This is a genomic window from Vibrio sp. YT-16, assembly GCF_033337405.1.
Lineage (GTDB): Bacteria > Pseudomonadota > Gammaproteobacteria > Enterobacterales > Vibrionaceae > Vibrio > Vibrio alginolyticus.
This window is the reverse complement of record NZ_JAWOQQ010000001.1, coordinates 518,881-544,129: the sequence shown is the minus strand read 5'-3', so window position 1 is coordinate 544,129 and position 25,249 is coordinate 518,881. Positions and strand designations below refer to the sequence as shown.

Annotated in this window: 25 protein-coding genes; 17 read left to right on the top strand and 8 right to left on the bottom strand. The window is 44.6% G+C overall.

Annotation, left to right across the window (positions count from 1 at the left end):
• The first annotated feature begins 188 nt into the window (after positions 1–188).
• The 9 genes from bolA (at position 189) to nqrM (ending at position 8,232) form a co-directional block, all read left to right on the top strand.
• Complete coding sequence (gene bolA, locus R7F07_RS02465; RefSeq protein WP_005380262.1) at positions 189–497, top strand: transcriptional regulator BolA; 309 nt, start codon at positions 189–191, stop codon at positions 495–497.
• 473 nt (positions 498–970) lie between these two features.
• A complete protein-coding gene (locus R7F07_RS02460; protein ID WP_005380264.1) occupies positions 971–2,311 on the top strand; it encodes a Na(+)-translocating NADH-quinone reductase subunit A in 1,341 nt (446 codons plus the stop codon).
• Positions 2,312–2,316: 5 nt separating this feature from the next.
• A complete protein-coding gene (locus tag R7F07_RS02455) occupies positions 2,317–3,561 on the top strand; it encodes an NADH:ubiquinone reductase (Na(+)-transporting) subunit B (protein WP_005380265.1) in 1,245 nt (414 codons plus the stop codon).
• Positions 3,551–4,321, top strand: coding sequence for a Na(+)-translocating NADH-quinone reductase subunit C (locus R7F07_RS02450; RefSeq protein WP_005380267.1), 771 nt, complete (start codon positions 3,551–3,553; stop codon positions 4,319–4,321). The genes R7F07_RS02455 and R7F07_RS02450 overlap by 11 nt, the downstream gene beginning before the upstream one ends.
• Complete coding sequence (locus R7F07_RS02445) at positions 4,321–4,953, top strand: NADH:ubiquinone reductase (Na(+)-transporting) subunit D (protein ID WP_005380269.1); 633 nt, start codon at positions 4,321–4,323, stop codon at positions 4,951–4,953. The genes R7F07_RS02450 and R7F07_RS02445 overlap by 1 nt, the downstream gene beginning before the upstream one ends.
• A gap of 7 nt (positions 4,954–4,960) precedes the next feature.
• Positions 4,961–5,557 (top strand): NADH:ubiquinone reductase (Na(+)-transporting) subunit E, encoded by a 597-nt coding sequence (gene nqrE / locus R7F07_RS02440; RefSeq protein WP_005380270.1) that lies wholly within the window; start codon positions 4,961–4,963, stop codon positions 5,555–5,557.
• Between the two features lie 33 nt (positions 5,558–5,590).
• A complete protein-coding gene (nqrF, locus tag R7F07_RS02435; RefSeq protein ID WP_005380271.1) occupies positions 5,591–6,814 on the top strand; it encodes an NADH:ubiquinone reductase (Na(+)-transporting) subunit F in 1,224 nt (407 codons plus the stop codon).
• 157 nt (positions 6,815–6,971) lie between these two features.
• On the top strand, positions 6,972–7,976 hold the full coding sequence (locus R7F07_RS02430) for an FAD:protein FMN transferase (protein ID WP_005380272.1): 1,005 nt from the start codon (positions 6,972–6,974) through the stop codon (positions 7,974–7,976).
• A 22-nt stretch (positions 7,977–7,998) separates the two neighbouring features.
• Positions 7,999–8,232 (top strand): (Na+)-NQR maturation NqrM, encoded by a 234-nt coding sequence (nqrM, locus tag R7F07_RS02425; protein ID WP_005380273.1) that lies wholly within the window; start codon positions 7,999–8,001, stop codon positions 8,230–8,232.
• Between the two features lie 158 nt (positions 8,233–8,390).
• On the opposite strand, the gene R7F07_RS02420 is transcribed toward nqrM, so the two are convergent.
• Positions 8,391–9,608: a response regulator gene (locus R7F07_RS02420; protein WP_005380276.1), complete on the bottom strand. Its 1,218-nt coding sequence runs from the start codon at positions 9,606–9,608 to the stop codon at positions 8,391–8,393.
• Positions 9,609–9,795: 187 nt separating this feature from the next.
• Between R7F07_RS02420 and R7F07_RS02415 the strand changes: the two genes are divergently transcribed.
• Positions 9,796–10,029: a DUF2789 domain-containing protein gene (locus R7F07_RS02415; protein ID WP_005380277.1), complete on the top strand. Its 234-nt coding sequence runs from the start codon at positions 9,796–9,798 to the stop codon at positions 10,027–10,029.
• Between the two features lie 76 nt (positions 10,030–10,105).
• Positions 10,106–11,170, top strand: a complete 1,065-nt coding sequence (dinB, locus tag R7F07_RS02410; protein ID WP_025768236.1) for a DNA polymerase IV — start codon at positions 10,106–10,108, stop codon at positions 11,168–11,170.
• Here the strand turns inward: dinB and R7F07_RS02405 are convergent.
• Positions 11,167–13,092, bottom strand: a complete 1,926-nt coding sequence (locus R7F07_RS02405) for an ATP-dependent DNA helicase RecQ (RefSeq protein WP_005380279.1) — start codon at positions 13,090–13,092, stop codon at positions 11,167–11,169. The two genes, dinB and R7F07_RS02405, sit on opposite strands and share 4 nt — an antisense overlap.
• A gap of 76 nt (positions 13,093–13,168) precedes the next feature.
• Between R7F07_RS02405 and R7F07_RS02400 the strand changes: the two genes are divergently transcribed.
• Positions 13,169–13,648, top strand: a complete 480-nt coding sequence (locus R7F07_RS02400; RefSeq protein WP_171343214.1) for a GreA/GreB family elongation factor — start codon at positions 13,169–13,171, stop codon at positions 13,646–13,648.
• Between the two features lie 61 nt (positions 13,649–13,709).
• Complete coding sequence (locus R7F07_RS02395) at positions 13,710–14,453, top strand: YggN family protein (RefSeq protein ID WP_005385316.1); 744 nt, start codon at positions 13,710–13,712, stop codon at positions 14,451–14,453.
• 137 nt (positions 14,454–14,590) lie between these two features.
• On the opposite strand, the gene R7F07_RS02390 is transcribed toward R7F07_RS02395, so the two are convergent.
• Positions 14,591–17,137 (bottom strand): Ig-like domain-containing protein, encoded by a 2,547-nt coding sequence (locus R7F07_RS02390; protein WP_171343215.1) that lies wholly within the window; start codon positions 17,135–17,137, stop codon positions 14,591–14,593.
• 378 nt (positions 17,138–17,515) lie between these two features.
• Here R7F07_RS02390 and R7F07_RS02385 point away from each other — a divergent pair, with 378 nt between their 5' ends.
• Complete coding sequence (locus tag R7F07_RS02385) at positions 17,516–18,880, top strand: sodium-dependent transporter (RefSeq protein WP_005391763.1); 1,365 nt, start codon at positions 17,516–17,518, stop codon at positions 18,878–18,880.
• A 104-nt stretch (positions 18,881–18,984) separates the two neighbouring features.
• On the opposite strand, the gene R7F07_RS02380 is transcribed toward R7F07_RS02385, so the two are convergent.
• The 5 genes from R7F07_RS02380 to tsaA form a co-directional block, all read right to left on the bottom strand.
• The gene (locus tag R7F07_RS02380) at positions 18,985–19,176 is read right to left on the bottom strand and encodes a DUF4250 domain-containing protein (protein WP_005380289.1); all 192 of its coding nucleotides are present in this window, start codon (positions 19,174–19,176) and stop codon (positions 18,985–18,987) included.
• Positions 19,176–19,382, bottom strand: a complete 207-nt coding sequence (locus R7F07_RS02375; protein WP_005391765.1) for a YaeP family protein — start codon at positions 19,380–19,382, stop codon at positions 19,176–19,178. Before R7F07_RS02375 ends, R7F07_RS02380 begins: the two co-directional genes overlap by 1 nt.
• Positions 19,383–19,493: 111 nt before the next feature.
• Positions 19,494–20,162, bottom strand: coding sequence for a tellurite resistance TerB family protein (locus tag R7F07_RS02370; protein WP_132936894.1), 669 nt, complete (start codon positions 20,160–20,162; stop codon positions 19,494–19,496).
• A gap of 178 nt (positions 20,163–20,340) precedes the next feature.
• Positions 20,341–22,056: a proline--tRNA ligase gene (locus R7F07_RS02365; RefSeq protein ID WP_054577581.1), complete on the bottom strand. Its 1,716-nt coding sequence runs from the start codon at positions 22,054–22,056 to the stop codon at positions 20,341–20,343.
• A 111-nt stretch (positions 22,057–22,167) separates the two neighbouring features.
• Entirely contained in the window at positions 22,168–22,863 is a 696-nt protein-coding gene (gene tsaA, locus R7F07_RS02360) for a tRNA (N6-threonylcarbamoyladenosine(37)-N6)-methyltransferase TrmO (protein WP_132936893.1), read from the bottom strand.
• A 123-nt stretch (positions 22,864–22,986) separates the two neighbouring features.
• Here tsaA and R7F07_RS02355 point away from each other — a divergent pair, with 123 nt between their 5' ends.
• The 3 genes from R7F07_RS02355 (at position 22,987) to R7F07_RS02345 (ending at position 25,192) form a co-directional block, all read left to right on the top strand.
• Complete coding sequence (locus R7F07_RS02355; protein WP_005380295.1) at positions 22,987–23,247, top strand: type B 50S ribosomal protein L31; 261 nt, start codon at positions 22,987–22,989, stop codon at positions 23,245–23,247.
• Positions 23,248–23,250: 3 nt separating this feature from the next.
• On the top strand, positions 23,251–23,376 hold the full coding sequence (gene ykgO, locus R7F07_RS02350; protein ID WP_005380299.1) for a type B 50S ribosomal protein L36: 126 nt from the start codon (positions 23,251–23,253) through the stop codon (positions 23,374–23,376).
• A 229-nt stretch (positions 23,377–23,605) separates the two neighbouring features.
• Positions 23,606–25,192, top strand: a complete 1,587-nt coding sequence (locus R7F07_RS02345) for an AbgT family transporter (RefSeq protein ID WP_005380301.1) — start codon at positions 23,606–23,608, stop codon at positions 25,190–25,192.
• Positions 25,193–25,249 lie beyond the last annotated feature (57 nt).

Below are 25,249 nucleotides of genomic sequence, written 5' to 3'. Positions count from 1 at the left end.
TCGAGATACAAAAAGCTGTCAAATTTTACGAGTTCAGTGATGGCTGCTCTTTAGACATGTTCGTGGAGTCAAGCGCCTTGAGACAATATGTCTACAAAGTGCGTCAATAATGAGAGTGACGTTTGAGTGATGCATGTCTGCTTTACTTAGGTATATACTTATGGAATTCGCATCAATGAGGAACGAATATGATCCAAGAAATCATAGAGAAGAAACTACACAGTGAGCTGCAACCCAGCTATCTCAAAGTCATTAATGAGAGCTACATGCATAATGTGCCACCAGGCTCAGAGAGTCATTTCAAAGTGATTGTTGTGAGTGATTCGTTCGCGGGACAGCGTTTGATTGGGCGCCATCGTCAAGTTCATCAAATTTTGGCAGATGAACTGGATAACCACATTCATGCATTAGCTATTCATACATACACTGATGAAGAGTGGAAGCGTGAACAAGATGGCGCCCCTGATAGCCCGATGTGTATGGGTGGCGGTCACTAAAAACGCAAGATATAAAGGTGCAGAGAAAGGTGGCTTAAGGCCATCTTTTTTCGTTTTACATTCTTTAGGGACGTTAACGTGGCACAAATTCTGGTTAAAAAATGTGTTAACAGTGTTTCAACAAATGAATGGAAATTGCAGAATATTTCAGGCGATGAATATCACTTTTCCATAAGATATGTATGGAATATGGCATTTGTGCGATGGGTCAAAGTTATGACTATTCTTTGACCTTTTAGACCTGATTCTACCGAAATAACCCCTCTATTCTAATGATTGATCATGGCATCAAGTTCCTAAAAAATGCTAGACTACGGCACCTGATAAATCTCGCGTATTCCTTGTGACGAGATTTTTAATAGGATGTTGCGATTTTGATGTTTAAAACAACATCAAAACCGGACACTGATGTCGTGTCTAAAAGTTACGCAATCAAAAGAATCTTTTTCCCGATAAAAGTAGTGCAAGTGCGTATGATTACAATAAAGAAGGGCTTGGATCTTCCTATCGCAGGAACTCCATCCCAGGTGATTAATGATGGTAAGACCATCAAAAAAGTCGCCTTGCTTGGCGAAGAGTACGTTGGCATGCGACCTACCATGCATGTCCGCGTTGGTGATGAAGTGAAAAAAGCGCAAGTTCTTTTTGAAGATAAAAAGAACCCAGGCGTGAAATTTACTGCACCAGCAGCCGGTAAAGTGATCGAAGTTAACCGTGGCGCTAAACGTGTCCTTCAATCTGTAGTGATTGAAGTGGCAGGTGAAGAGCAGGTGACATTTGATAAGTTCGAAGCCGCTCAACTTTCAGGTCTAGATCGTGAAGTGATCAAGACTCAGTTGGTTGACTCTGGCTTATGGACCGCTTTACGTACTCGTCCGTTTAGCAAGGTTCCTGCAATCGAGTCTTCTACTAAGGCTATTTTCGTAACTGCAATGGATACTAATCCACTAGCAGCTAAGCCTGAGTTGATCATTAATGAGCAACAAGAAGCATTCATTGCTGGTCTAGACATTCTTTCAGCCCTGACAGAAGGCAAGGTTTACGTATGTAAATCTGGCACTAGCTTGCCACGCTCTTCACAGTCTAACGTAGAAGAACACGTCTTCGATGGCCCTCACCCAGCAGGTCTTGCTGGCACCCACATGCATTTCCTATACCCAGTAAATGCAGAGAATGTGGCATGGAGCATCAACTACCAAGACGTTATCGCGTTCGGTAAGCTGTTCCTAACTGGTGAGCTATGCACAGATCGTGTTGTGTCTCTAGCTGGCCCAGTTGTGAATAACCCTCGTCTAGTTCGTACCGTAATGGGTGCAAGCTTAGATGACCTAACAGATAACGAGCTGATGCCTGGCGAAGTTCGTGTGATCTCTGGTTCAGTACTAACAGGTACACATGCAACTGGTCCACACGCATACCTTGGCCGTTACCATCAACAGGTTTCTGTATTACGTGAAGGCCGTGAAAAAGAACTATTTGGCTGGGCAATGCCTGGTAAGAATAAGTTCTCGGTAACTCGCTCTTTCCTTGGTCACGTATTCAAAGGTCAGTTGTTCAATATGACAACGACGACCAATGGTAGTGATCGTTCAATGGTTCCAATTGGCAACTACGAACGCGTAATGCCTCTAGATATGGAGCCTACTTTGCTGCTTCGTGATCTATGTGCCGGCGACACAGACAGTGCTCAAGCACTGGGTGCGCTTGAACTGGATGAAGAAGATCTAGCATTGTGTACCTTTGTATGTCCAGGTAAGTACGAGTACGGTACGTTACTTCGTGAATGCCTAGATACTATCGAGAAGGAAGGGTAATTTTCATGGCTCTTAAAAAGTTTCTTGAAGACATCGAGCATCATTTTGAGCCTGGTGGCAAACACGAAAAATGGTTTGCCCTGTACGAAGCTGTAGCAACAGTTTTTTACACCCCAGGTATCGTAACAAATAAAAGCTCGCACGTTCGTGATAGCGTTGACCTAAAACGTATCATGATCATGGTTTGGTTTGCGGTATTCCCAGCAATGTTCTGGGGTATGTACAACGCAGGTGGCCAAGCTATTGCAGCACTTAACCACATGTACGCTGGTGACCAACTAGCGACAGTTATCGCAGGTAACTGGCACTACTGGCTAACAGAAATGCTTGGCGGCACTATCGGTGCGGAAGCGGGTGTTGGCAGTAAGATGCTACTAGGTGCGACTTACTTCCTGCCAATCTACGCAACAGTATTTATTGTTGGTGGCTTCTGGGAAGTGTTGTTCTGTATGGTGCGTAAACACGAAGTTAACGAAGGTTTCTTTGTAACTTCTATCTTATTCGCACTTATCGTTCCACCAACGCTACCTCTATGGCAAGCGGCACTAGGTATCACATTTGGTGTTGTTGTAGCAAAAGAGATCTTCGGTGGTACAGGTCGTAACTTCCTTAACCCTGCACTTGCAGGTCGTGCATTTCTATTCTTCGCTTACCCAGCACAAATTTCGGGTGACGTAGTATGGACTGCAGCTGACGGCTTCTCTGGTGCAACTGCTCTTAGCCAATGGGCTCAAGGTGGTAACGGTGCTCTAGTTAACACAGTAACTGGCGCTCCTATCACTTGGATGGACGCGTTCATCGGTAACATCCCTGGCTCTATTGGTGAAGTATCGACTCTAGCTCTAATGATCGGTGCAGCGATGATCGTTTACATGCGAATCGCTTCATGGCGCATCATTGCGGGTGTGATGATCGGTATGATCGCAGTATCGACTCTGTTTAACGTGATCGGTTCTGACACTAATCCAATGTTTAATATGCCATGGCACTGGCACCTAGTTCTAGGTGGTTTTGCATTCGGTATGTTCTTCATGGCAACGGACCCAGTATCAGCGTCATTTACTAGCAAAGGTAAATGGTGGTACGGCATCCTGATTGGTGCAATGTGTGTGATGATCCGTGTAGTTAACCCAGCGTACCCAGAAGGTATGATGCTGGCGATTCTATTCGCGAACCTATTCGCACCTCTGTTCGACCATGTAGTGATTGAGAAGAACATCAAGCGGAGACTAGCACGCTATGGCAAGTAATAACGACAGCATTAAAAAGACGCTGGGTGTTGTTATCGGGTTGAGCCTTGTTTGTTCAATCATCGTATCAACAGCAGCAGTAGGTCTGCGTGATAAGCAAAAAGCTAACGCTGTCCTAGATAAGCAATCAAAGATCGTTGAAGTTGCAGGCATTGACGCAAACGGTAAGAAAGTACCAGAGCTATTTGCTGAGTACATCGAACCTCGTCTAGTAGACCTTGAAACAGGTAACTTTACTGAGGGTAATGCATCTACGTACGATCAACGTGAAGCATCAAAAGATGCAGAACGTTCAATCGCATTGACACCAGAAGAAGACGTAGCTGATATCCGTCGTCGCGCGAATACAGCAGTGGTGTACCTTGTAAAAGATCAAGATGAAGTCCAAAAAGTTATCCTGCCTATGCACGGTAAAGGACTATGGTCGATGATGTATGCCTTTGTAGCCGTTGAAACTGATGGTAACACTGTGTCTGCTATTACTTACTACGAGCAAGGTGAAACTCCTGGACTTGGTGGTGAAGTAGAGAACCCTTCATGGCGCGATCAATTCATTGGCAAGAAATTGTACAATGAAGATCACCAGCCAGCGATTAAGGTCGTGAAAGGCGGCGCACCGCAAGGTTCTGAGCACGGTGTTGATGGCCTATCAGGAGCGACGCTCACTAGTAATGGTGTTCAACACACATTTGACTTCTGGTTAGGTGATATGGGCTTTGGTCCTTTCCTAGCAAAAGTTCGTGACGGAGAACTTAACTAATGTCTAGTGCACAAAACGTTAAAAAGAGCATCCTAGCGCCAGTGTTGGATAACAACCCAATCGCGCTACAAGTTCTTGGTGTATGTTCTGCTCTTGCAGTAACAACTAAACTAGAAACAGCTTTTGTAATGACACTAGCGGTAACATTTGTAACTGCGTTGTCTAACTTCTCTGTTTCATTGATCCGTAACCACATTCCTAACAGTGTGCGTATCATCGTTCAGATGGCAATCATCGCATCGTTAGTAATCGTGGTAGACCAAGTGCTAAAAGCTTACCTATACGATATCTCTAAACAGCTATCTGTATTCGTTGGTCTGATTATCACTAACTGTATCGTAATGGGTCGTGCTGAAGCATTCGCAATGAAGTCTGCGCCAGTACCATCTCTTATTGACGGTATTGGTAACGGTCTAGGTTACGGCTTCGTTCTTATCACTGTAGGTTTCTTCCGTGAGCTATTTGGCTCAGGCAAACTATTTGGTCTAGAAGTTCTACCTCTAGTGAGCAACGGTGGTTGGTACCAGCCTAACGGCCTAATGCTACTAGCACCATCAGCATTCTTCCTAATCGGCTTCCTTATCTGGGTAATCCGTATTCTGAAACCAGAACAAGTAGAAGCGAAGGAGTAAGGACGTCATGGAACATTACATTAGTCTGTTAGTTAAATCGATTTTCATCGAAAACATGGCTCTGTCTTTCTTCCTAGGTATGTGTACTTTCCTTGCCGTATCTAAGAAGGTTAAGACCTCTTTCGGCCTAGGTGTTGCAGTTGTGGTAGTTCTGACTATCGCTGTTCCTGTGAACAACCTGGTATACAACCTAGTTCTGAGAGAGAACGCGTTAGTTGAGGGCGTGGACCTTAGCTTCCTAAACTTCATCACCTTTATCGGTGTAATTGCAGCACTTGTACAGATTCTAGAGATGGTCCTAGACCGTTTCTTCCCACCTTTGTACAACGCGCTAGGCATCTTCCTACCGCTGATCACAGTAAACTGTGCAATCTTCGGTGGTGTATCTTTCATGGTACAACGTGACTACAACTTTGCTGAATCGATCGTTTACGGTTTCGGCTCTGGTGTGGGCTGGATGCTAGCAATCGTTGCTCTTGCAGGTATCCGTGAGAAGATGAAGTACTCTGACGTACCTCCAGGTCTACGTGGTCTTGGTATCACATTTATCACTGTAGGTCTTATGGCGTTAGGCTTTATGTCTTTCTCTGGTGTTCAACTGTAAGTCGGGTAAACCGCAACAATTAAGGAATAGTCAATGGACATTATTCTTGGTGTAGTGATGTTTACTCTGATCGTACTAGCACTAGTACTAGTGATTCTTTTCGCTAAGTCTAAGCTTGTACCAACAGGTGACATTACAATTTCTGTGAACGATGACCCTTCTCTGGCGATCGTTACACAACCAGGTGGTAAGCTACTGAGTGCTCTAGCAGGTGCTGGCGTATTCGTATCTTCTGCTTGTGGTGGCGGTGGCTCATGTGGTCAGTGTCGCGTAAAAGTTAAATCAGGTGGTGGCGACATCCTACCAACCGAGCTTGACCATATTACTAAAGGTGAAGCGCGTGAAGGTGAGCGTCTAGCGTGTCAGGTTGCAATGAAAACTGACATGGATATCGAGCTTCCTGAAGAAATCTTCGGCGTTAAGAAGTGGGAATGTACTGTTATCTCTAACGATAACAAAGCGACATTCATCAAAGAGCTTAAGCTACAAATTCCAGATGGCGAATCAGTACCTTTCCGTGCTGGTGGTTACATCCAGATTGAAGCTCCTGCTCACCACGTGAAATACGCAGACTACGATATTCCTGAGGAATACCGTGAAGACTGGGAGAAGTTCAACCTTTTCCGTTACGAGTCTAAAGTTAATGAAGAGACCATTCGTGCATACTCTATGGCTAACTACCCAGAAGAGCACGGTATCATCATGCTTAACGTTCGTATCGCAACTCCGCCGCCGAACAACCCAGACGTACCACCAGGCATCATGTCTTCGTACATCTGGTCTCTAAAAGAAGGCGACAAGTGTACTATTTCTGGTCCATTTGGTGAGTTCTTTGCGAAAGATACAGATGCAGAAATGGTATTCGTTGGTGGTGGTGCTGGTATGGCTCCAATGCGCTCACACATCTTCGACCAACTTAAGCGTCTGCACTCTAAGCGTAAGATGTCTTTCTGGTACGGCGCACGTTCTAAGCGTGAAATGTTCTACGTAGAAGACTTCGATATGCTACAAGCTGAGAATGACAACTTCGTATGGCACTGTGCACTGTCTGATCCACTTCCAGAAGATAACTGGGATGGTTACACTGGCTTTATTCACAACGTTCTTTACGAGAACTACCTACGTGATCACGAAGCGCCAGAAGACTGTGAATACTACATGTGTGGTCCACCTATGATGAACGCTGCTGTAATCGGCATGCTAAAAGATCTAGGTGTAGAGGATGAAAACATCCTACTAGATGACTTCGGTGGTTAATTCCTCCAAGTGATTGAATCTATGGCTAGCTCTCCAAGAGAGCTAGCCATTATTTTTTATAGACATAAAACTGATACTCAACAGTTGATATAGGTAATCGGATTGAAAGGATTGATCCTATTTCCCATATCAATTCAACAACATTGGGAGTTAACAAGTGAAAAAGTGGCTTGTTGCATTTGCTTCTCTATTGATTTTGGCTGGCTGTGAGCAGCCTGCCGATCAAATTCATTTAAGTGGCCCTACCATGGGGACTTCTTACAACATCAAGTATATCGAGCAAGATGGTATTCCAACGCCAAAAGCGATGCAGACAGAAATTGATCGCTTATTGGAAGAGGTTAATGACCAAATGTCGACCTATCGTGACGACTCAGAGTTAAGTCGTTTTAATCAGCATCAAACGAGCGAGCCATTTACAGTTTCGACACAAACTGCAACGGTAGTGAAAGAAGCAATTCGCCTTAACGGTCTTACTTTAGGTGCATTGGATGTGACGGTCGGCCCTCTAGTTAACCTGTGGGGGTTTGGTCCAGAAGCTCGTCCAGATGTAGTTCCAACCGATGAAGAACTCGCTGCTCGCAAAGCAAATACCGGTATTCACCACCTATCTGTTGATGGTAATACACTGTCCAAAGACCTTCCTAACTTGTACGTCGACCTATCGACGATTGCGAAAGGTTGGGGGGTTGACGTGGTTGCTGACTACCTTCAATCTGAAGGGGTACAGAACTTTATGGTCGAAGTTGGCGGTGAAATGCGTCTCAAAGGTGTCAATCGTGAAGGTGTGCCTTGGCGTATCGCAATTGAAAAACCGACCGTTGATGAACGTTCAATTCAAGAAATTATTGAACCAGGCGACATGGCAATTGCAACAAGTGGTGACTATCGTAATTACTTTGAGAGTAATGGTGTGAGATACTCTCATATTATTAATCCACGAACAGGCAAACCAATTCATCATAAAGTGGTGTCTGTAACGGTATTAGATAAATCGTCGATGACTGCTGATGGTCTTGCAACTGGTCTTATGGTGCTAGGTGAAGACAAAGGCATGGCAATTGCGAACGAAAATAATATTCCTGTTTTCATGATTGTGAAAACGGAAGATGGTTTTAAAGAGTTGGCTTCGGAAGCATACAAGCCATTCATGAAGAAATAACAACAGAAGTGAGCATGTTTTTATGAATACATTTCTAATTACCTTTGCTGTGTTTGTCGCGGTAATCACTGCAATGGCTGTCGGATACATTTTCCAAAAGAAAGTCGTGAAAGGTAGCTGTGGTGGCTTAGGGGCAGTTGGCATCGAAAAAGTGTGTAATTGTCCAGAACCCTGCGATGCGCGTAAAAAACGTGAAGCGCGCGAGGCTGCGCGTGCTGAGAAATTGGCGGCGTGGGAAAAAGATAGAATTGCTTAGTATTGGTTAATCGTACTAAGAAAGTGATAAAGCTCAGCGTTCTGCTGAGCTTTATTTTTAGGCAGCTAACCAAAGCTCAGATGTCCGAGAAAGAGCCCAATACCGTGTTTTGTTGTTTCTTTCTCTCATGTTACAGAGCAAGACCACACTGATAGTCATTAGGACGAAGAAATGATTTGGTTACGTCCGTTCTCTTTGGCCATGTAAAGTCGCTCATCCGCCACTTTTATTTGTTGTTCCAGCTCCCCCTCGATGTTGCTTACACCAATACTCGCGGTCACAAGAATGTTTTTGTCCAAATAAGTTATTGGCGTTTTTTCTATGCGCTGTCTCATTTGTTCTAAGCGTGTTAGAAAGCCGTCATAGTCGCCACTGGCTTGAATACAAAACTCCTCGCCACCAAGCCTAGCGACAATATCATTTGGAAAATAGATTTTTAGAATATTCGCTATCATGACTAACACTGCATCGCCGCCCTCATGTCCGTGTGTATCATTTACTTGCTTAAAGAAATCGATATCAAGCATCGCGATGTTTCTTTGAGCGTTTTCTACATGGGGTTGCTCAAACAGAAAGCGGCGGTTCCATAAGCCCGTTAGCGCATCTTGATTTGCCATTTTAAACAGTTCAGATGTTGCGTCTTTGATATCTAACAGTTGGTGAATACGGCAAAAAAATTCTTCTTGATTAAATGGCTTGTATAAAAAGTCATTGGCCCCTGCTTTTAGAAACCTAGCCGTCATGGTCTTAGAGTTACTACCCGACAAGCCGAGAATGGCTAATTGATTTTTATCCCACTTCCGACGTAATTCACGCACCATAGTAATGCCATCTTTAACGGGCATATCATGGTCGGTTAAAACGAGAGTGATATCTGGATTTTGCTCGACAAGCTCTAGGGCTTTTTGCCCATTGTCAGCTTCCAACGTCTGAATATATTGATGCTCCAAAAGTTGGGCAATGTGTCTTCTTACGGTGTGTGAATCATCAACGACTAAACATTTGTGTTGTTGATTGTTGGTTAGTCGCTTGAGGAGTGGTAATAGATAGGAAACGGACGCCATGCTGTCTTTCAAAATATAGTCGAGGACACCTTTTGCAAGCATCTTTTCGCGAGTGTCTTCTTGAAATCGAGCTGTTAAAACAATGACACGATGACCATGTTCCAAAACGAGGTCAATAATCTCGCCATCTTGAGCATCCGGTAAACAATAGTCTAAAACCGCACAGAAGAGGTCCTGTGCTGAAGATAACAAGTTCTTTGCCTCCGCGTAGCTTTCCGCTGCGATGACCTCATAACCAGCTTGGCTTATTGTTTGGCAAAGAAAGTTTTTAAATGCACGACTATCTTCAACAACCAGAATCTTATTACTCAAGCGCAGTCCCCAAAATTAATTGTTTAAAATCAATGATAACTAAAATTAAACTTATCGCCATCAAAAAACACATGTCAACCAAAAGTAGAACAACTACTCAAATGTTTGACACGCATCCGTTAACATCACATCATTATTCCTGTCTTAGTTATATAATTATGTTTAGCTAACGTAGGGAGAAAGTAGTATGGAAATGCATCAACATGGTATGGCTGAGCTATTTCAACAACTGGGCCTCGGTAGCTCTCCTCAAGAAATGAAAGATTTTATTAATCAACATCGACACAAAAGAGATTCTGCGCCTTTACATGAAGCTAGCTTTTGGACGATGTCACAGGCGAACTTTCTAAAACAAGCCATCGAAGAAGATGCAGATTGGGCCGAATTAGTCGATCAATTGGACGTAATGCTTCGAGATTGACGTTCGCTTAAACACGCCCATTTCTCTTCAGGTAGATTTGATTTATACTGTTTTTTTGAACAGTGCTTTGATGGCTATGTCAGATCGAATTAGAAAAATTATTCATGTCGATATGGATTGTTTTTATGCTGCCGTAGAGATGAGAGATAACCCCAGTTATCGTGGCATTGCACTCGCTGTTGGCGGACATGAAAAGCAGCGTGGAGTGATTAGCACCTGTAATTATGATGCGCGTAAATATGGTGTTCGCAGTGCAATGTCAACGGCGCGCGCGCTGCAACTCTGTCCTCATTTGTTGGTTGTGCCCGGTAGAATGCATGTATATAAGCAAGTCTCTCAGCAGATTCGTGCTATTTTTGAGCGTTATACGCCTATCATTGAACCTCTCTCATTGGATGAAGCATACCTCGATGTCACGGACTCGACAGCTTGCCGTGGCTCCGCTACGTTGATCGCAGAGTCAATTCGCCGCGATATCTGGAGTGAACTTGGGTTGACGGCATCGGCGGGCATTGCTCCGATAAAGTTTCTTGCCAAGGTCGCGTCAGACATGAACAAGCCCAACGGTCAGTTTGTGATTCCGCCAGAGAAAGTCCAAGAGGTTATCGATAGTCTTCCGCTAGAGAACATTCCTGGTGTGGGGAAGGTGAGTCTTGAGAAGCTCCACCAAGCCGGTTTTTATCGATGTGAGGACATTAAAAACAGTGACTATCGAGAGTTGTTGAGGCAGTTTGGTCGTCAGGGTGCCTCCTTATGGCAGCGAAGCCATGGAATTGATAATCGAGAAGTCGTTGTTGAGCGCGAGAGAAAGTCCGTCGGTGTGGAAAGGACATTCAGCCAGAACATCGCAACCTATGATGAATGTTGGCAAGTGATTGAGGAGAAACTTTATCCTGAACTCGAGAAACGTTTAGAGCGTGCAAGCCCAGATAAGTCGATTATTAAACAAGGTATTAAAGTCAAATTTGCCGACTTTCAACTGACAACAATTGAGCACATCCATCCGCAATTAGAGCTTGAGGACTTCAAGATCTTGCTAAGAGATATTCTTAAACGCCAAAATGGACGGGAAATTCGCCTTTTAGGCTTGAACGTGATGCTCAAGCCCGAAGACCAAGCGCGTCAATTGAGCTTTTTTTAGGCCCTTACCGTTTCTACCTGCGTTAATACCTGCTCAAAACTTACATTTGCCATTGCACCATAACCTGCTAGCTTTGAGGCTTTTAGCTGGCTAATCAAAGGAGTGCTGATTCCGCACAAGAAGCGAGCAACGGCATCATTACTGATGGCCGATGGGGAAAGCTGAATAAACTCCCGCGCCCATATCGATACTTGAGATTGTTCAATATCTTCAGGTTCTGGTGCTGTGAATGTGGCGACGTGACCACGACACACGGAGCAGTGACCACATTGCTTTGGTGCATCGTGATCCGCAAAGTAGTTCGCCAATTGTGAGCTCAAACAGTGCTCGGACTGGAACAAGTGCAGCATGGTGTGGATTCTTTCGATATCTTTGCTTTCTTTGGATTGGAACAGTTCATACAGTTGTTGGATTAAAACATCCGAGCTCTGTTTGGTTGGCATAACTGAGTACACGTCCGTCAGTTGTTTGCTCTCTAGTTCTATCCAGCCGTTCTGGTGAAAATAGTCGAGCGCTGCGACAACTCGGCTGCGTTCCGATTGATAGTTCATCCATAGCGCTTCTAGATCAACTTGGCACCACACTTTGGCTTTTTGTGAGCAGGAAAAAATAGCCTCCACAAATTGACGTCGCTCGCCTTGAAATTGATTCACAATAAATTGCTGATCGTGCAAAAACTTAAACCGATATTCCGCAAAGTAACTGTACTTTGCTTCAATGACGTTATGTAGCTCCAAATAAACCAACAAGGTTTTGAGTGGCAATTGGCGGATATTACTTTCACGCGACAAACGCAGTGGCACTACCTCCCATTGTGGAGCATGTTCTTTCGCTTGCTCGACTACATAGTTAATTGACGTAAATTCTGGTGTGTCACCATAGACAAAATTCTCCAACACCGTTAGGCCGGACGTATTGCCTAGCAGAATGCACTCCGAGCGTTGCCCGTCCCTGCCTGCACGTCCAATCTCTTGTGCGTAGTTCTCGATTGATTTGGGTAAGTCGAAGTGAATGACGCGTCGAATATCAGATTTATCGACCCCCATACCAAATGCAATCGTTGCAACAATACAGTCAATTTGGCCATCCATGAACTGCTGTTGGATTTGTTCACGAACGTCGCTTTTCATGCCAGCGTGGTATGCGTGAGCGTTAATGCCAATATGGATTAATGACTTTGCTACTCGTTCTGCTGTTTGCTGCTGCGTCACGTATACGATGGTCGGAAGCTTAGGTGAAGAGGCGATGATCTCACTGAGCTGTTCTTGTTTCTTTGTTTCCTCACACGGGATCACCGAGATATCCAGATTAGAGCGGTAGAAGCCTGTAACGGTAATATGTTCACTGGAAATATCGAACTTTTTTTGCATGTCTTCAATAACTGCAGGCGTTGCCGTTGCGGTGAGAAGTAAAGACTGTGGGATGTTCAGTTCACGTTGATATTGCGGTAGTTTGAGATAATCTGGACGAAAGTTATGCCCCCATTCGGAAATACAGTGCGCTTCATCAATGACCATCAAAGAAATCGGTACTTGGCGAATGAATTCACGAAAACGCTCATTTTTTAGTCGCTCAACAGAAATCATCAAGATTTTGATTTGTCCATTCTTCACGCCAGCCATGACCTGTTGTGCTTCTTCTCTACTTTGACTGCTATCGATAGAAGCGGCCGCGATTCCTTTACTTTGTAAAAAGCTCAGTTGATCCTTCATTAACGCCAACAACGGAGAGATCACCAACGTAAGGTTGGGTAATATGGTTGCAGGTAGTTGATAACAGAGTGACTTCCCCGAGCCTGTAGGAAAGATTGCCGCAGCAGAGTAACCATTCATAACGGCTTCAATAACGGGTTGCTGACCTTGGCGTAATGAGTCAAAACCAAATACAGATTGAAGTGTTTGATGCAGCGAGTCACTTTGCATAATAGGGAAACCTTTCTTTGATGGTAAACTTGGCTACATTAACACACCCCGAATACTAAACGCGCGTCCTAAAAGTATGAACAAAGCTGACTTAGTCCAAATTATCATCCAACATCTGGAAGAAAAACTTCAAGTTGCCCATTCATCGGCTCAGCGAGCTATCGATGCCGCCACAGATGAAGAAACTGTTCCCGAGCACAAGTACGATACATTGGCACTTGAAGCCGCGTATCTTGCTCATGGACAAGCCATGCGAATTCAAGATAGTGAAGAGGAGTTGCGTCAATATCGTTCTTTAGTGACTCGTAACTTTAAGAATGCGCCTGTTGGTGTTGGTGCTTACGTTGTTCTCGCAGATGAGAATTTGATCGAAAAGCACTTCTTTGTAGGCCCTTGCTCTGGTGGTTTGACTGTTCAATATCAGACTCTGGAAGTCTTTGTCTTAACAGCCAAATCTCCTCTGGGTCGAGCGTTGTTCGGGAAAGAAGAGGGTGATGAGGTTGACGTGAAAATAGTAGATAAAACAACTTGTTACGAAGTCGTGACGATTTGCTGACATCTCATGTATCACTCAGTGTTATGTTTAACACGAGTAATGTTAAATAAAAGAGAATGACATGAAAAAGCTTTTTACACTCTCATTGCTGATGGTCAGTGCTACTGGTTATGCAGCGCAGTGTCGTGTGGACATCAATAATGAAGTCCGTATGGATGGGCAAAGCTTGGAAATTCGCCAAACGACAGGTGATAAAGCTGTCGTGGATGAGGATAACAACCTCTTCATCAAAGGTGAGCTAATTGAACTCAATGCCGACCAAAAAGCGGCAATTGAAGACTATCGCGAAAAAATGAACGCGTATATTCCACAAGCAAAGCAGTTGGCGAGTGATGGTTTAGCGCTTGCAAATGACATCATCGATGATGTCGCGGAAAGCCTAGACGCACCTGGCGCGTTTGATAACGTCAAAGTCGCAGTACAGGACTTTTTCGCTGATGTTGAATCACGTTACTACAAAGATGGTGATTTCATCCTGCCGGCGGAGAGTTTTGAGTCTATGACACAAGGGTGGACTGAAGACTTTGCAAAAGCACAAGAGATCTTCAATAAAGAGTTTTTAGCCAGTTCGTTGGATGCTTTATCGAAAAAAATGAAGGAAGAGGGAGGGATAAACCTCACTGCATTATCAGAGAGTATGGCTGAACTCAGCGCGAAAGTAGAAGAGCGTTTAGCCGAGCATTCGAAAGAGGTAGAGCAACAAGCAGAAGACTTGTGCGATTCGCTGGATGACATGGCAGGACAAGAAGACGATCTGTTGAAGAAAATCCCTGAGCTAAAAGATTACCGAGTATTTACGATTTAATTACTCATTAAAAAGTAAAAAAACTCAATGAGATAAAGAAAGAGAGCACGATTGTGCTCTCTTTTCGTTTTTACATACTTGAATAAGTAATGGAAACAAGACGATATTTGCGTTTTACTCGCTTGTTCTTTGATAGCTTATTGCGTATTCATCTCGGTGAGTTTATCGCCGACAGGTTTTGAGAAGTTAAAGCCATCATGCTGATCCCAGTTGATAGACCATGTCATTACCCCTGCATAATTCGGGTAATGGTACGCTGGTTTAACGGTGCCACATGAAGTGCCTTTGGTTAAACAATCTAGTGCGTTGATAATATTCTGTGTTGGAGCCTGCCCTGAATTTGCCGAGCTAGGACCTGAAGGTAAACCGATTGCGACTTGATCATCGCGCAATGGTGCAAATTGAGTGCCGTCGGCCAACTCAAAACCTTCGATAAGCATTTTAGATTGCGCTACCATCATATCCACAGAGCCTTCTGGTGCACTGCCTGGCAGGTATGGGTTTGGCAAACCGCCGTTGTTATATAACTGGACGTGAAGCAAGTCGAGCGTGCTGCGTGTCTCGTTTATCACAGGAATGTAAGCTCCCCAAATACCGCTGTAAGCCACATAGCCGCCTTGAACATAAGGGTGCTCAGGCGCCATGGTTAGGTACATATCGCCACCCATGTTTTGCTCTATTTGAAGCAAAGCACGACCAAGGCGAGCTTGAATTTGCGAGCCATGAACTAAGTTAGAACCACTCTCTAAATCCACATCTAGACCATCAAAGCCCCACTCAGCGATAAGACCTGTTAGGCTAGAGACAAAGTTGGCTTCATCTTGGTCGGTATTCAGCGTAATCGTGCCTTCTGCGCCGCCAAGAGAGAGAACAAACTTCTTACCTTTAGCTTGAAGCGCTGCCATGTCCTGCTTGAATTGTGTTGGATCGAGTGCTGGACAATCGCTGTAAATATCGCCTGAATATAGATTAAAGTGCACGGTGCCATCACTGTTGCGATCATTTTCAGCAAAGGCAATATCAATCACATCCCAAGCATCTGCCATATCTGCTAGACGAATTGGACAGCCCGCTCCATTTACAAAATTGTGCCAGTAACCGATGAGTTTATGGCGTTTATCTACTTGCTCAACCACCGTTATTGCTGCGGCGTCAGACAGTGCATTGCTTCCTGACAAATCCACAGCTTGGGCGCTAACTGTAAAGTTACCAAGTGCAGTTGGTGTCCAGTTGGCTGTGTAAGGTGCTGTGGTATCGGTTGCAACAATAGAGCCGTTGATCATGAAATCAACGTGTTTAATGCCTGAAGTTAAAGACGTTGCATCGGCGCTTAATGCGAGACTTTTGCCTAATCCGACGGTTTGACCGCTGCTTGGTGAAGTCAGAGAGACGACCAAATCTTTATCGCTGACTTCCACACCAACCAGGGACTCTGACGTGTTGTTATCATTATCGGTTGCGACGGCTTTAAGCTGGTTAGCGCCAATAAGTGTGGCGTTCCAAGTAACGGAATATGGCGCTTGAGTGGTGACCCCTAAGCTGGTGTTGTTCGCAAAAAACTCAACTTGCGTGACTGTGCCATCAGCATCGCTTGCGTTTGCCGTGATTTCGTTATTGCTGCCAGCGAGCACGACTTGTCCATCCGTTGGTGCCGTAATGGTAACTTGCGGTGGTGTCGAACAAGCACCTAGGCCACTCCAAGCATCTTGCCAGTATAGCCCTTCACCAGGCTCGTAAGCCCATGTCGCATCCGAGGAGCACCAACCAGCAACATCACAACGATATTTTTGGTTGAAGTGAGAAATCAGGTCGCCAGCTTGATAACTTGTGCCTGCCACATAAGGTACTGCATCTGCACATCCGCCCGTTCCGGTTTCTGAATTACTAATAACCAGCGCTACTTCTTGGCTCATCGTTGCGAGGTTTGTATCATCAGTCGCTTGTGCTTTGAACGAGTATGTACCTGGACTAGCGGTCCATTGATATTCGTAAGGTGCGCTAGTATCAATGGCGACAGATTGATTGTTTACGAAGAACTCAACTTGTGTGACCACACCATCAATATCGTCAGCTTGAGCGGCTACGGTTAGGTTATCGCCTACATTAAGCACTTCTGTGCCTACTGGGCTTGTCAATGAAATGCTTGGTGGCGGTAATTCGACTTGTGGTTGAACTTGGATAGAAATCGTCGTGGTGCTAACAGCTCCCTCATTATCTGTCGCAATTGCGGTCAATTGCGAGATCCCTTCAATAGCTGTCCAAGAAGCTTCGAATGGTGCTTGAGTTACCACAGCAACGGTTTGGTTGCCTGCAACAAACTCAATTTGTGTGATTTGGCCATCTTCGTCAGTTGCGTTGGCTAACAAAGTGATCGCACTGCCTTCGGGAATTTGTGCGTTGTTTATTGGAGAGGAGAACGACACCGTTGGTGATAAATTGTTGCTTCCACCATCACATTGCCCTAACGCTTTCCATGCTTCCCAAGATCCTGAGTTGGTCACGGGATCATTGCCTTGCGTCCAATATGCAGCCTCATAAGCGGCTCCTTGCGTTTTTACTAAAGCGCCCGATGTATAAGTCGCAGTGCTGTCCCAGTCGGGTAAACTTTGACAGTTATAGGCTTGAGCTTGGTAGCTGGCGCTGAGTGCTACAACCATCGCTCCGTGAAGTAGGGTGACCTTCATTTTCCTCTCCTTGAATCATGGGTATAAATGAGAACAGAGTAATAACTAGCTGATAAATAGACATTAGGGGGAAAAAGCGAAGCACAATATTCTGCTTTTCGACACAGTATCACGAGGAACAGTTCGTCCCTTACACCAGAGCTCATTATTTTTCGGCTCACTTCACGGCAGAAGGATTGGTAAAATTCAGCCACGTAAAACGAACAACAGTCGCGAGGCTTTTGAGCGATGAATATGAGATGTACGTTAAAATTTACAAGCTGAATGACTACAAATTGTTTCAACTGTCGAGGATTTAACCGAGGTGCTCTTGTTGAATAGTGAATATTGCTATAGTGTACTAGTTAGCTAGTTCAATGATATTTTTGTGTGAGTAGTATGACACAGCAAACCTCTTCTCAGCCTCGCGAGCATTTTGGCTCTCGTCTCGGGTTCATCTTAGCTGCCGCAGGTGCCGCAGTTGGCCTTGGCAATATTTGGGGCTTCCCAACTCAAGCAGCCAGTAATGGTGGCGGTGCTTTCCTGTTAGTTTATTTGGTGATGATTCTTATCGTCGCATTTCCGATGCTGGTGGTTGAAATGGCGATTGGTCGCCATGGTCAAGCCAACCCTGTAGACAGTATGCGTGCAATCACAGATAACCCTGCCGGTAAAAAGCTCGGCGGCATTGTGGGTTGGATTGGTTTAAGCGTACCAAGCGCTGTCTTAGCGTTTTATTCAATTGTTGGTGGTTGGTTGATCTGCTTTTTACTGGGTGCAATCACAGATCTAATGGGGTTAGAAGCTGCAACTCAATGGCTAAAGGGCTTTAGTGTTGAACGTAACTTGTTCGGAACCATTACTTTTTATGTACTGACGATTCTCATCGTACAAGGTGGCGTAAAACAAGGTATTGAGAAGTGGTCCACACGTTTGATGCCAGCATTGTTTGTTTTGTTTGCTCTGCTATTTGCTTACATCATGACGCAAAACGGTGCGATGGAAGGTCTGAAACATTACCTAGTGCCGGATTTTGAAAAGGTATGGGACCGCAAGTTGATTCTTGCTGCAATGGGGCAGGGCTTCTTCTCGCTTACGATCGGTGGCTGTTCAATGCTGATTTATGGCTCTTACTTGAGTAAGAAAGAGAACCTACCAAAGATGGCGATGAACGTGACCATGGTAGATACTGCCGTTGCTTTCATTGCAGGATTAGTGGTGATGCCAGCGATGTTTGTGGCAATGCAAAAAGGCGTTCAGATCTATGCAGAAGATGGCTCTCTATTAAGCTCTGATACGTTGGTATTTACCGTATTGCCATTGATGTTTGATAGCTTAGGTTTGCTTGGTCAATTGTTCTCTATTGTGTTCTTCTTATTGCTGACGATTGCGGCGCTAACGTCCTCCATTTCAATGTTAGAGTGTCCAGTGGCTTTAGTGAGTGAGCGCTTCAATACTAAGCGCAGCGCAACGAGCTGGGTTTTAGGTGGTCTCATTGCCTTGTTCAGTGTGGTGATTGTTTATAACTTTGGCGCTCTGTTTGGTATGGTCGCGACGGTTGCTACTCAGTATCTACAACCAACCGCTGCGCTCTTATTCTGCTTATTTGGTGGTTGGGTATGGAATCGCAACTCAAAAATCAAAGAGCTTGAGCAAGGTTGCCCGGAGTTTACGCAAGGTTGGTTTGGTAAGTTATGGCCTGCGTATGTGAAGTTTGTATGTCCAATTCTTGTGGCGACAGTCATCTGGGCTTCATTTGGCTAACCGGGACGCCTATCGAATAAAAGAAAAGGGCTTGATGGTAACTCATCAAGCCCTTTTTGATATTGGTTATTCTCGTTTCGGTTATCCGCCAAGAATGGTGTTGATTAACGGAATTGTCCTGCTTCTGGAAGAAAGTCAAAACCAGCAGAAGCCAGTTTTGTCTCCAGTGCTGTGCGTTCGATATCGAAGAAAGCCACCAGTTTATCTAAGTCACCACCGAAGTCGTCGCGTAGCTTCATATTCACAATGCTCATCAGCATGACAGGATCCATGGATTCAAAGTTCGCTAGATTCATTACTTATCCTCAAAATCTGAAATCAGTAGGTTTGCCGCAGCAAATGCCGCTTTTTCACGCACTTCTTTAGGCAGGGACTCATCCGCTGCAACATCGTTCAGTGCTTTAACTGCACATGAAATTGCTTGGGGAATATAAGCTTGATCGCCACTACCAATCTGAGCATAAAGCTCACGAACCAGTTCACAACAGCCGTATACTTGCATGTTTTCTTTCCACTAAATGATAACTTATCTCAATATACACACAGCGGATTTGAAACTCAAAGTACAGAGTTGTTTTGGCTCAAGTTGAAGGTTTGCTTGAGCGAGATTTAATCACTGCATTTGTGCTTCTAACTGCTGGGTGACTTCTGGTGAAAGTTGAAGTTGTTTTGCTAGTTCTTGCAGATACGCTTTTTCCATAAAGTTTTGTTCATCAGCGACGATCAAAGACGCCAGGTAAATTTCTGACGCTTGTTGAGGAGAGGTCGCCTGATTAGCAATTTCAGCAGGATCAAGCGGTTTGTTTAACTCTTGCTGAACGAGGTGACGAACGTGCTCATCTGCGCCCATATCCGCGAGAGCTTGTTCAATGCGCGCCATTTCCTCTTCATCAACGTGACCATCAGCTTTTGCAGCTCCAATCATTGCTTTTAAAATTAAGATACTGTGTTTACTGTCATCGGGGTCAAAGGTTTCTTGAACACCTTGACCGGATTGCTTGGCTTGCCAGTCGTTATACACTTTGTAGGCCAAGGCTCCAAGCGCAGCTGCGCCACCGACTTTTAATGCGTTTGACCCTATTTTTTTAGTCATTTTTTTACTTTTCTTTGAGCCCATCAGCATACCGATGAGGCCTCCGCCTACAGCACCTGCTCCTAGCGTTTTTAGACTACTTGAATTTGATGAGGATTTGATGTTGTTGGTTTGTTTGCCCAATGCATCTGCACCTTGCTTAAGTAAGTCTGATTTGAGTGCTTGGTTTAGAAGACTTTTTAAATCCATAACTGACCTCCTTTAGATGATGAAATCAGTTTAATAGCAAGAAGCTGAACCAAAGATTAACAAAGTGAATAGTTCGAAAAAGGTGGAGGGAGGATGTTGAGCTGTAATAAAAAGGGCTGACCGAAGCCAACCCTTTTTAACTATTTGAAACTACTTCAAATGCGAACTCGTCTAGTGCTTACTTTAGTTGAGCTTTTACGTGCTCAACAATGTCAGTCATTGCGACTGCTGTTTTCTCACCAGTAGCACGGTTCTTGTATTCGAAGTTGCCTTCTTTCATTGAGCGGTCACCGATAATAATGGTATGCGGTACACCAATAAGCTCCATGTCAGAGAACATTACGCCTGGGCGTTCTTTACGGTCGTCAAATAGCACTTCGATGCCCATTGCCGTTAGCTCAGCGTACAATTTCTCAGCGGCTTCTTTCACTTCTTCTGACTTGTGCATGTTCATTGGAACGATCGCTACCTGGAATGGTGCGATTGCATCTGGCCAGATGATGCCGTATTTGTCGTGGTTTTGTTCAATAGCAGCCGCTACTACGCGAGTGATACCGATACCGTAACAACCCATTTCTAGGATGACGTTCTTACCATCAGGACCCAGTACACCACAGTTCATCGCTGCGGAGTAAGCGTTACCTAGTTGGAAGATATGGCCAACTTCGATACCACGCTTAAGCTGGATAATGCCCTTGCCACATGGGCTTGGGTCACCTTCCACAACGTTACGTAGGTCTTCAACTTGGCCAAGCTCTACATCACGACCCCAGTTAATACCGAAGTAGTGTTTGCCATCGATGTTCGCGCCCGCACCGAAGTCGCTCATTACCGCAACGCTGCGGTCAACAATGAACGGCAGTTTAAGGCCAACAGGGCCAAGTGAACCAGGGCCTGCACCGATAAGCTCACGAATTTCTTCTTCAGATGCCATTTCCAGTGGAGCTGCAACCTGAGGAAGGTTTTCTGCTTTCACTTCGTTCAGTTCATGATCACCACGAATAATAAGCGCGATGATTGGCGCATCAACTTCGTCAGATGCTTTCACAAACAGTGTTTTCACTGTTTTTTCAATTGGTAGTTCGAACTGCTCAACCAATTCAGCGATTGTTTTCGCGTTTGGCGTATCAACCAAAGTCATTTCTTGTGTTGGTGCCGCAGCCTCAGAGGCTGGAGCTAGTGCTTCTGCTTTTTCAATGTTTGCCGCGTAATCTGACTCGCTAGAAAATGCGATGATATCTTCGCCGCTTTCAGCCAGTACGTGGAACTCTTGAGAGCCGCTACCACCGATAGCACCGCTATCTGCAAGTACAGGACGGTAATCCAGACCCATGCGATCGAATGCTTTACAGTAAGCATCGTGCATTGCGTCGTATGACTTTTGTAGTCCGTCTTTATCAATGTCAAAGCTGTACGCGTCCATCATTGAGAATTCACGTGAACGCATTACGCCAAAACGTGGGCGTCGTTCGTCACGGAATTTAGTTTGGATTTGGTACAGGTTTAGCGGAAGCTGTTTGTAAGAGCTCACTTCATTGCGAACAAGGCTAGTGATCACTTCTTCAGCGGTTGGGCTAAGTACAAACGGACGAACATGACGGTCAGTAAAGCGAAGTAGCTCAGGGCCCATCTTTTCGCTGCGGCCTGTCTCTTCCCATAGTTCAAACGGCTGAACAACGGGCATCAAAGTTTCGACTGCGCCTGCATTGTCGATTTCTTGACGAACGATGTTTTCGACTTTACGCAGTACACGTAGACCAGTAGGTAGCCAGGTGTATAAACCTGAAGCCAGCTTACGGATCATACCTGCACGTAGCATGAGCTGGTGGCTCACTACTTCTGCGTCGTTTGGAGTCTCCTTCAGAGTAGAAAGAAGATAATTACTGGTACGCATTAAATTTATCCGTTTATTTAAGTTAGATACTCAAGCTTGAATAAGCAGGAGTATGGGAGTTCCCTAAAGGGAAATTTGTTAGCCGTCTATAATATCAGCCAATTGCGTTTGTCAAAAGCTTTCAATAGCGGTAACCGTTATTAAGTTGCTTGTTGCTGTGAACTTTACGTTCAAGTCGAACAAATTTACCGCATATTCTTTGTCGTCCGGCTTGTTTTTCTTATATGCAGGGCGAGGATCTTGTGCCAGAACTTGTTCAATGACTGATCTTACATAGTCAGTATCGGATCGATTTTCTATCGTTGCTAATGCTTGAGCAGAAAAGGTGACTTGTGACTTTTCTGGCTCTTGGTCTGCGTATCCGCCTTGTGCTTCCGAAATAGAATCCGAATAGGGGATGTAAGGCTTAATATCCACAATCGGTGTCCCATCCACGAGATCTACACTGCCTAAATTAAGATAGATTTGATCGCCTTGCTTAGTGACTCCTTTCACTTCAACGGCTGACATTCCGATTCCGTTTGGACGGAAAGTCGAGCGCGAGGCAAAGACACCAATTCGTTCATTGCCGCCTAATCGTGGCGGACGTACAGTTGGTTTCCAACCAGCTTCCAGATTCTGATCAAATAGAAACAACAACCAAACGTGAGAGAACTGTTCTAGCCCACGCACTGCTTCAGGGCTATTTGCTGCACCTAACAGTTTTACGCGTGCTTTAGCCTCTGGTACTAAGCGTGGTTGGCGCGGAACTGCAAACTTTTCTTTGTACGGTGTCTCAATGACGCCGATGGGTTCGATGGAATACATGGTGGACATCTCTAAGAATTCATTGAGATGAAAAGTATCACAAATTTCTCTTGCTTTTCTTTTTGATAATGATTATTAATTAAAATGTTATAACATAACAATTTAATTGAAAGGAAAAGTATTATGAAACCAGGAATCCACCCTGAATATCGTCCTGTGGTGTTCCACGACACCAGTGTAGATAAGTACTTTGTCGTTGGTTCTACGTTGAAAACGGAGAGAACCATCGAATGGAAAGATGGCAAAACTTACCCTTACTTTACGTTAGATGTGTCGTCAGCTTCTCACCCGTACTACACCGGTAAACAGCGCGTTGTACAAACCGAAGGTCGCATTGCGAACTTCAACCGTCGTTTTGGTCAATTTAAGAGCGAAAAGGAATAAATCATGAAGGTAGTAAAATCATTAAAAAGTGCAAAAAGTCGTCATCCGGATTGCCAGATTGTAAAACGGAGAGGGCGTCTTTATGTCATTTGTAAAACGAACCCGAGATTCAAAGCTGTGCAAAAGTAATCAACCTGCATATATCTAACTTATGGTTTTGTTTAATTGATAATGTTGAGTTAATTATCTTACATGGATGAAATATCTACATTTTTATTCAATGTTGGTTATAAATACCTCCTTTCGTCACAGTTTGTAACATTTAGGGCTTTTATTTGACCTTCTACTCAAGTACCCTTCGCACGCTTTTTGACATTTTTGTCACATTTGCATAGGAATAAAAACAAGGAGGGAACAGATGAGTTCATCTGATTCAATTAAACAAAACTCGCCTAAGAAGCCGCTGTTTACGCGCTTTTTGGATACTGTCGAATATTTGGGGAACTTATTACCCCACCCGATCACACTATTTGCCATTTTCTGTTTAGCCATTCTGGTGATGTCGGGTATTGCAGGATACTTCGAAGTTTCCGTAGTTGATCCTCGTCCTGAGGGTGCAAAAGGTCGTGCCGCGGATGGCATGATTCATGTCGTTAGCTTGCTTAACGCTGATGGCCTTGAACTAATCGTTACCAATCTAGTGAAAAACTTTGTCGGCTTTGCACCTTTGGGTACGGTATTGGTTGCGATGTTGGGTGTTGCTATTGCTGAATACTCAGGCTTGCTATCTGCAGCAATGCGTGGCTTAGTCATGGGTGCATCACAACGCATGGTAACAGTGACGGTCGTTTTCGCGGGTATCATTTCAAATACGGCATCAGAGCTTGGCTATGTGGTACTTATTCCACTGGCTGCAATGCTGTTCCATTCTTTAGGTCGTCACCCACTTGCCGGTCTTGCTGCGGCGTTCGCTGGTGTATCTGGTGGTTACTCAGCAAACCTACTTATTGGTACGGTTGACCCGCTGTTGTCAGGCATTACTGAAACGGCGGCGCAAATGATTGACCCAACTTACACTGTTGGTCCAGAAGTTAACTGGTACTTCATGTTTGTGTCGACATTCTTCATTGCAATCACAGGTGCGTTTGTTACTGAAAAAATTGTTGAGCCAAAGCTTGGCAAATACAGTGAAGAAGAAGCCTCAGAAGATTTGTCGAACGACAAAATGGGTGGCTTAACAGACATTGAGAAGAAAGGCCTAAAACTAGCAGGTGTTGCTGTACTGGTTGTTTCAGCGCTGCTTGCTTGGACGGTTGTTCCAGAAGACGGCATTCTACGTTCTGATGCAGGTACAATTGCAGGTTCACCATTCCTGAAAAGTATCGTGGCATTCATCTTTGTGTTCTTTGCTATTCCAGGCTTTGTGTTTGGTAAAGTTGTTGGCACGATGAAGACGGATCGCGATGTAATTGATGCAATGGCGAAATCTATGTCTTCTATGGGCATGTACATTGTATTAGTTTTCTTTGCGGCTCAGTTCGTTGCTTTCTTTAAATGGACTAACTTCGGTCAGGTATTCGCGGTTGCTGGCGCTAGCTTCCTGCAAGAAATTGGCTTAACTGGCCCAATGTTGTTCTTTGCCTTCATCCTGATGTGTGGCTTTATCAACCTAATGATTGGTTCGGCATCGGCACAGTGGGCAGTAACGGCTCCGATTTTTGTTCCTATGTTGATGCTTGTTGGCTATGCACCGGAAACGATTCAGGCTGCTTACCGAATTGGTGACTCGACGACAAACATCATTACTCCAATGATGAGCTACTTTGGTTTGATTCTTGCCGTAGCGACTCGTTACATGAAGAACTTAGGTATCGGTACGCTGATCGCGACCATGCTACCTTACTCAATCTGCTTCATTGTAGGTTGGAGTGTGCTGTTCTACCTATGGGTATTCGTATTTGGTTTACCAGTAGGCCCTGGCGCAGCAACATACTACACACCGTAGAAAACGGTTACCTCACACAGCTCCATTATAAAAAGCCTGCGAACGTCGCAGGCTTTT

What these genes read in the sequence shown, in the direction of transcription:
- bolA (WP_005380262.1), top strand. Translation starts at nt 189, where the DNA reads ATGATCCAAGAAATCATAGAGAAGAAACTACACAGTGAGCTGCAACCC.
- R7F07_RS02460 (WP_005380264.1), top strand. Translation starts at nt 971, where the DNA reads ATGATTACAATAAAGAAGGGCTTGGATCTTCCTATCGCAGGAACTCCA.
- R7F07_RS02455 (WP_005380265.1), top strand. Translation starts at nt 2,317, where the DNA reads ATGGCTCTTAAAAAGTTTCTTGAAGACATCGAGCATCATTTTGAGCCT.
- R7F07_RS02450 (WP_005380267.1), top strand. Translation starts at nt 3,551, where the DNA reads ATGGCAAGTAATAACGACAGCATTAAAAAGACGCTGGGTGTTGTTATC.
- R7F07_RS02445 (WP_005380269.1), top strand. Translation starts at nt 4,321, where the DNA reads ATGTCTAGTGCACAAAACGTTAAAAAGAGCATCCTAGCGCCAGTGTTG.
- nqrE (WP_005380270.1), top strand. Translation starts at nt 4,961, where the DNA reads ATGGAACATTACATTAGTCTGTTAGTTAAATCGATTTTCATCGAAAAC.
- nqrF (WP_005380271.1), top strand. Translation starts at nt 5,591, where the DNA reads ATGGACATTATTCTTGGTGTAGTGATGTTTACTCTGATCGTACTAGCA.
- nqrM (WP_005380273.1), top strand. Translation starts at nt 7,999, where the DNA reads ATGAATACATTTCTAATTACCTTTGCTGTGTTTGTCGCGGTAATCACT.
- R7F07_RS02415 (WP_005380277.1), top strand. Translation starts at nt 9,796, where the DNA reads ATGGAAATGCATCAACATGGTATGGCTGAGCTATTTCAACAACTGGGC.
- dinB (WP_025768236.1), top strand. Translation starts at nt 10,106, where the DNA reads ATGTCAGATCGAATTAGAAAAATTATTCATGTCGATATGGATTGTTTT.
- R7F07_RS02405 (WP_005380279.1), bottom strand. Translation starts at nt 13,092, where the DNA reads ATGCAAAGTGACTCGCTGCATCAAACACTTCAATCTGTATTTGGTTTT.
- R7F07_RS02400 (WP_171343214.1), top strand. Translation starts at nt 13,169, where the DNA reads ATGAACAAAGCTGACTTAGTCCAAATTATCATCCAACATCTGGAAGAA.
- R7F07_RS02395 (WP_005385316.1), top strand. Translation starts at nt 13,710, where the DNA reads ATGAAAAAGCTTTTTACACTCTCATTGCTGATGGTCAGTGCTACTGGT.
- R7F07_RS02390 (WP_171343215.1), bottom strand. Translation starts at nt 17,137, where the DNA reads ATGAAGGTCACCCTACTTCACGGAGCGATGGTTGTAGCACTCAGCGCC.
- R7F07_RS02385 (WP_005391763.1), top strand. Translation starts at nt 17,516, where the DNA reads ATGACACAGCAAACCTCTTCTCAGCCTCGCGAGCATTTTGGCTCTCGT.
- R7F07_RS02380 (WP_005380289.1), bottom strand. Translation starts at nt 19,176, where the DNA reads ATGAATCTAGCGAACTTTGAATCCATGGATCCTGTCATGCTGATGAGC.
- R7F07_RS02375 (WP_005391765.1), bottom strand. Translation starts at nt 19,382, where the DNA reads ATGCAAGTATACGGCTGTTGTGAACTGGTTCGTGAGCTTTATGCTCAG.
- R7F07_RS02370 (WP_132936894.1), bottom strand. Translation starts at nt 20,162, where the DNA reads ATGGATTTAAAAAGTCTTCTAAACCAAGCACTCAAATCAGACTTACTT.
- R7F07_RS02365 (WP_054577581.1), bottom strand. Translation starts at nt 22,056, where the DNA reads ATGCGTACCAGTAATTATCTTCTTTCTACTCTGAAGGAGACTCCAAAC.
- tsaA (WP_132936893.1), bottom strand. Translation starts at nt 22,863, where the DNA reads ATGTATTCCATCGAACCCATCGGCGTCATTGAGACACCGTACAAAGAA.
- R7F07_RS02355 (WP_005380295.1), top strand. Translation starts at nt 22,987, where the DNA reads ATGAAACCAGGAATCCACCCTGAATATCGTCCTGTGGTGTTCCACGAC.
- ykgO (WP_005380299.1), top strand. Translation starts at nt 23,251, where the DNA reads ATGAAGGTAGTAAAATCATTAAAAAGTGCAAAAAGTCGTCATCCGGAT.
- R7F07_RS02345 (WP_005380301.1), top strand. Translation starts at nt 23,606, where the DNA reads ATGAGTTCATCTGATTCAATTAAACAAAACTCGCCTAAGAAGCCGCTG.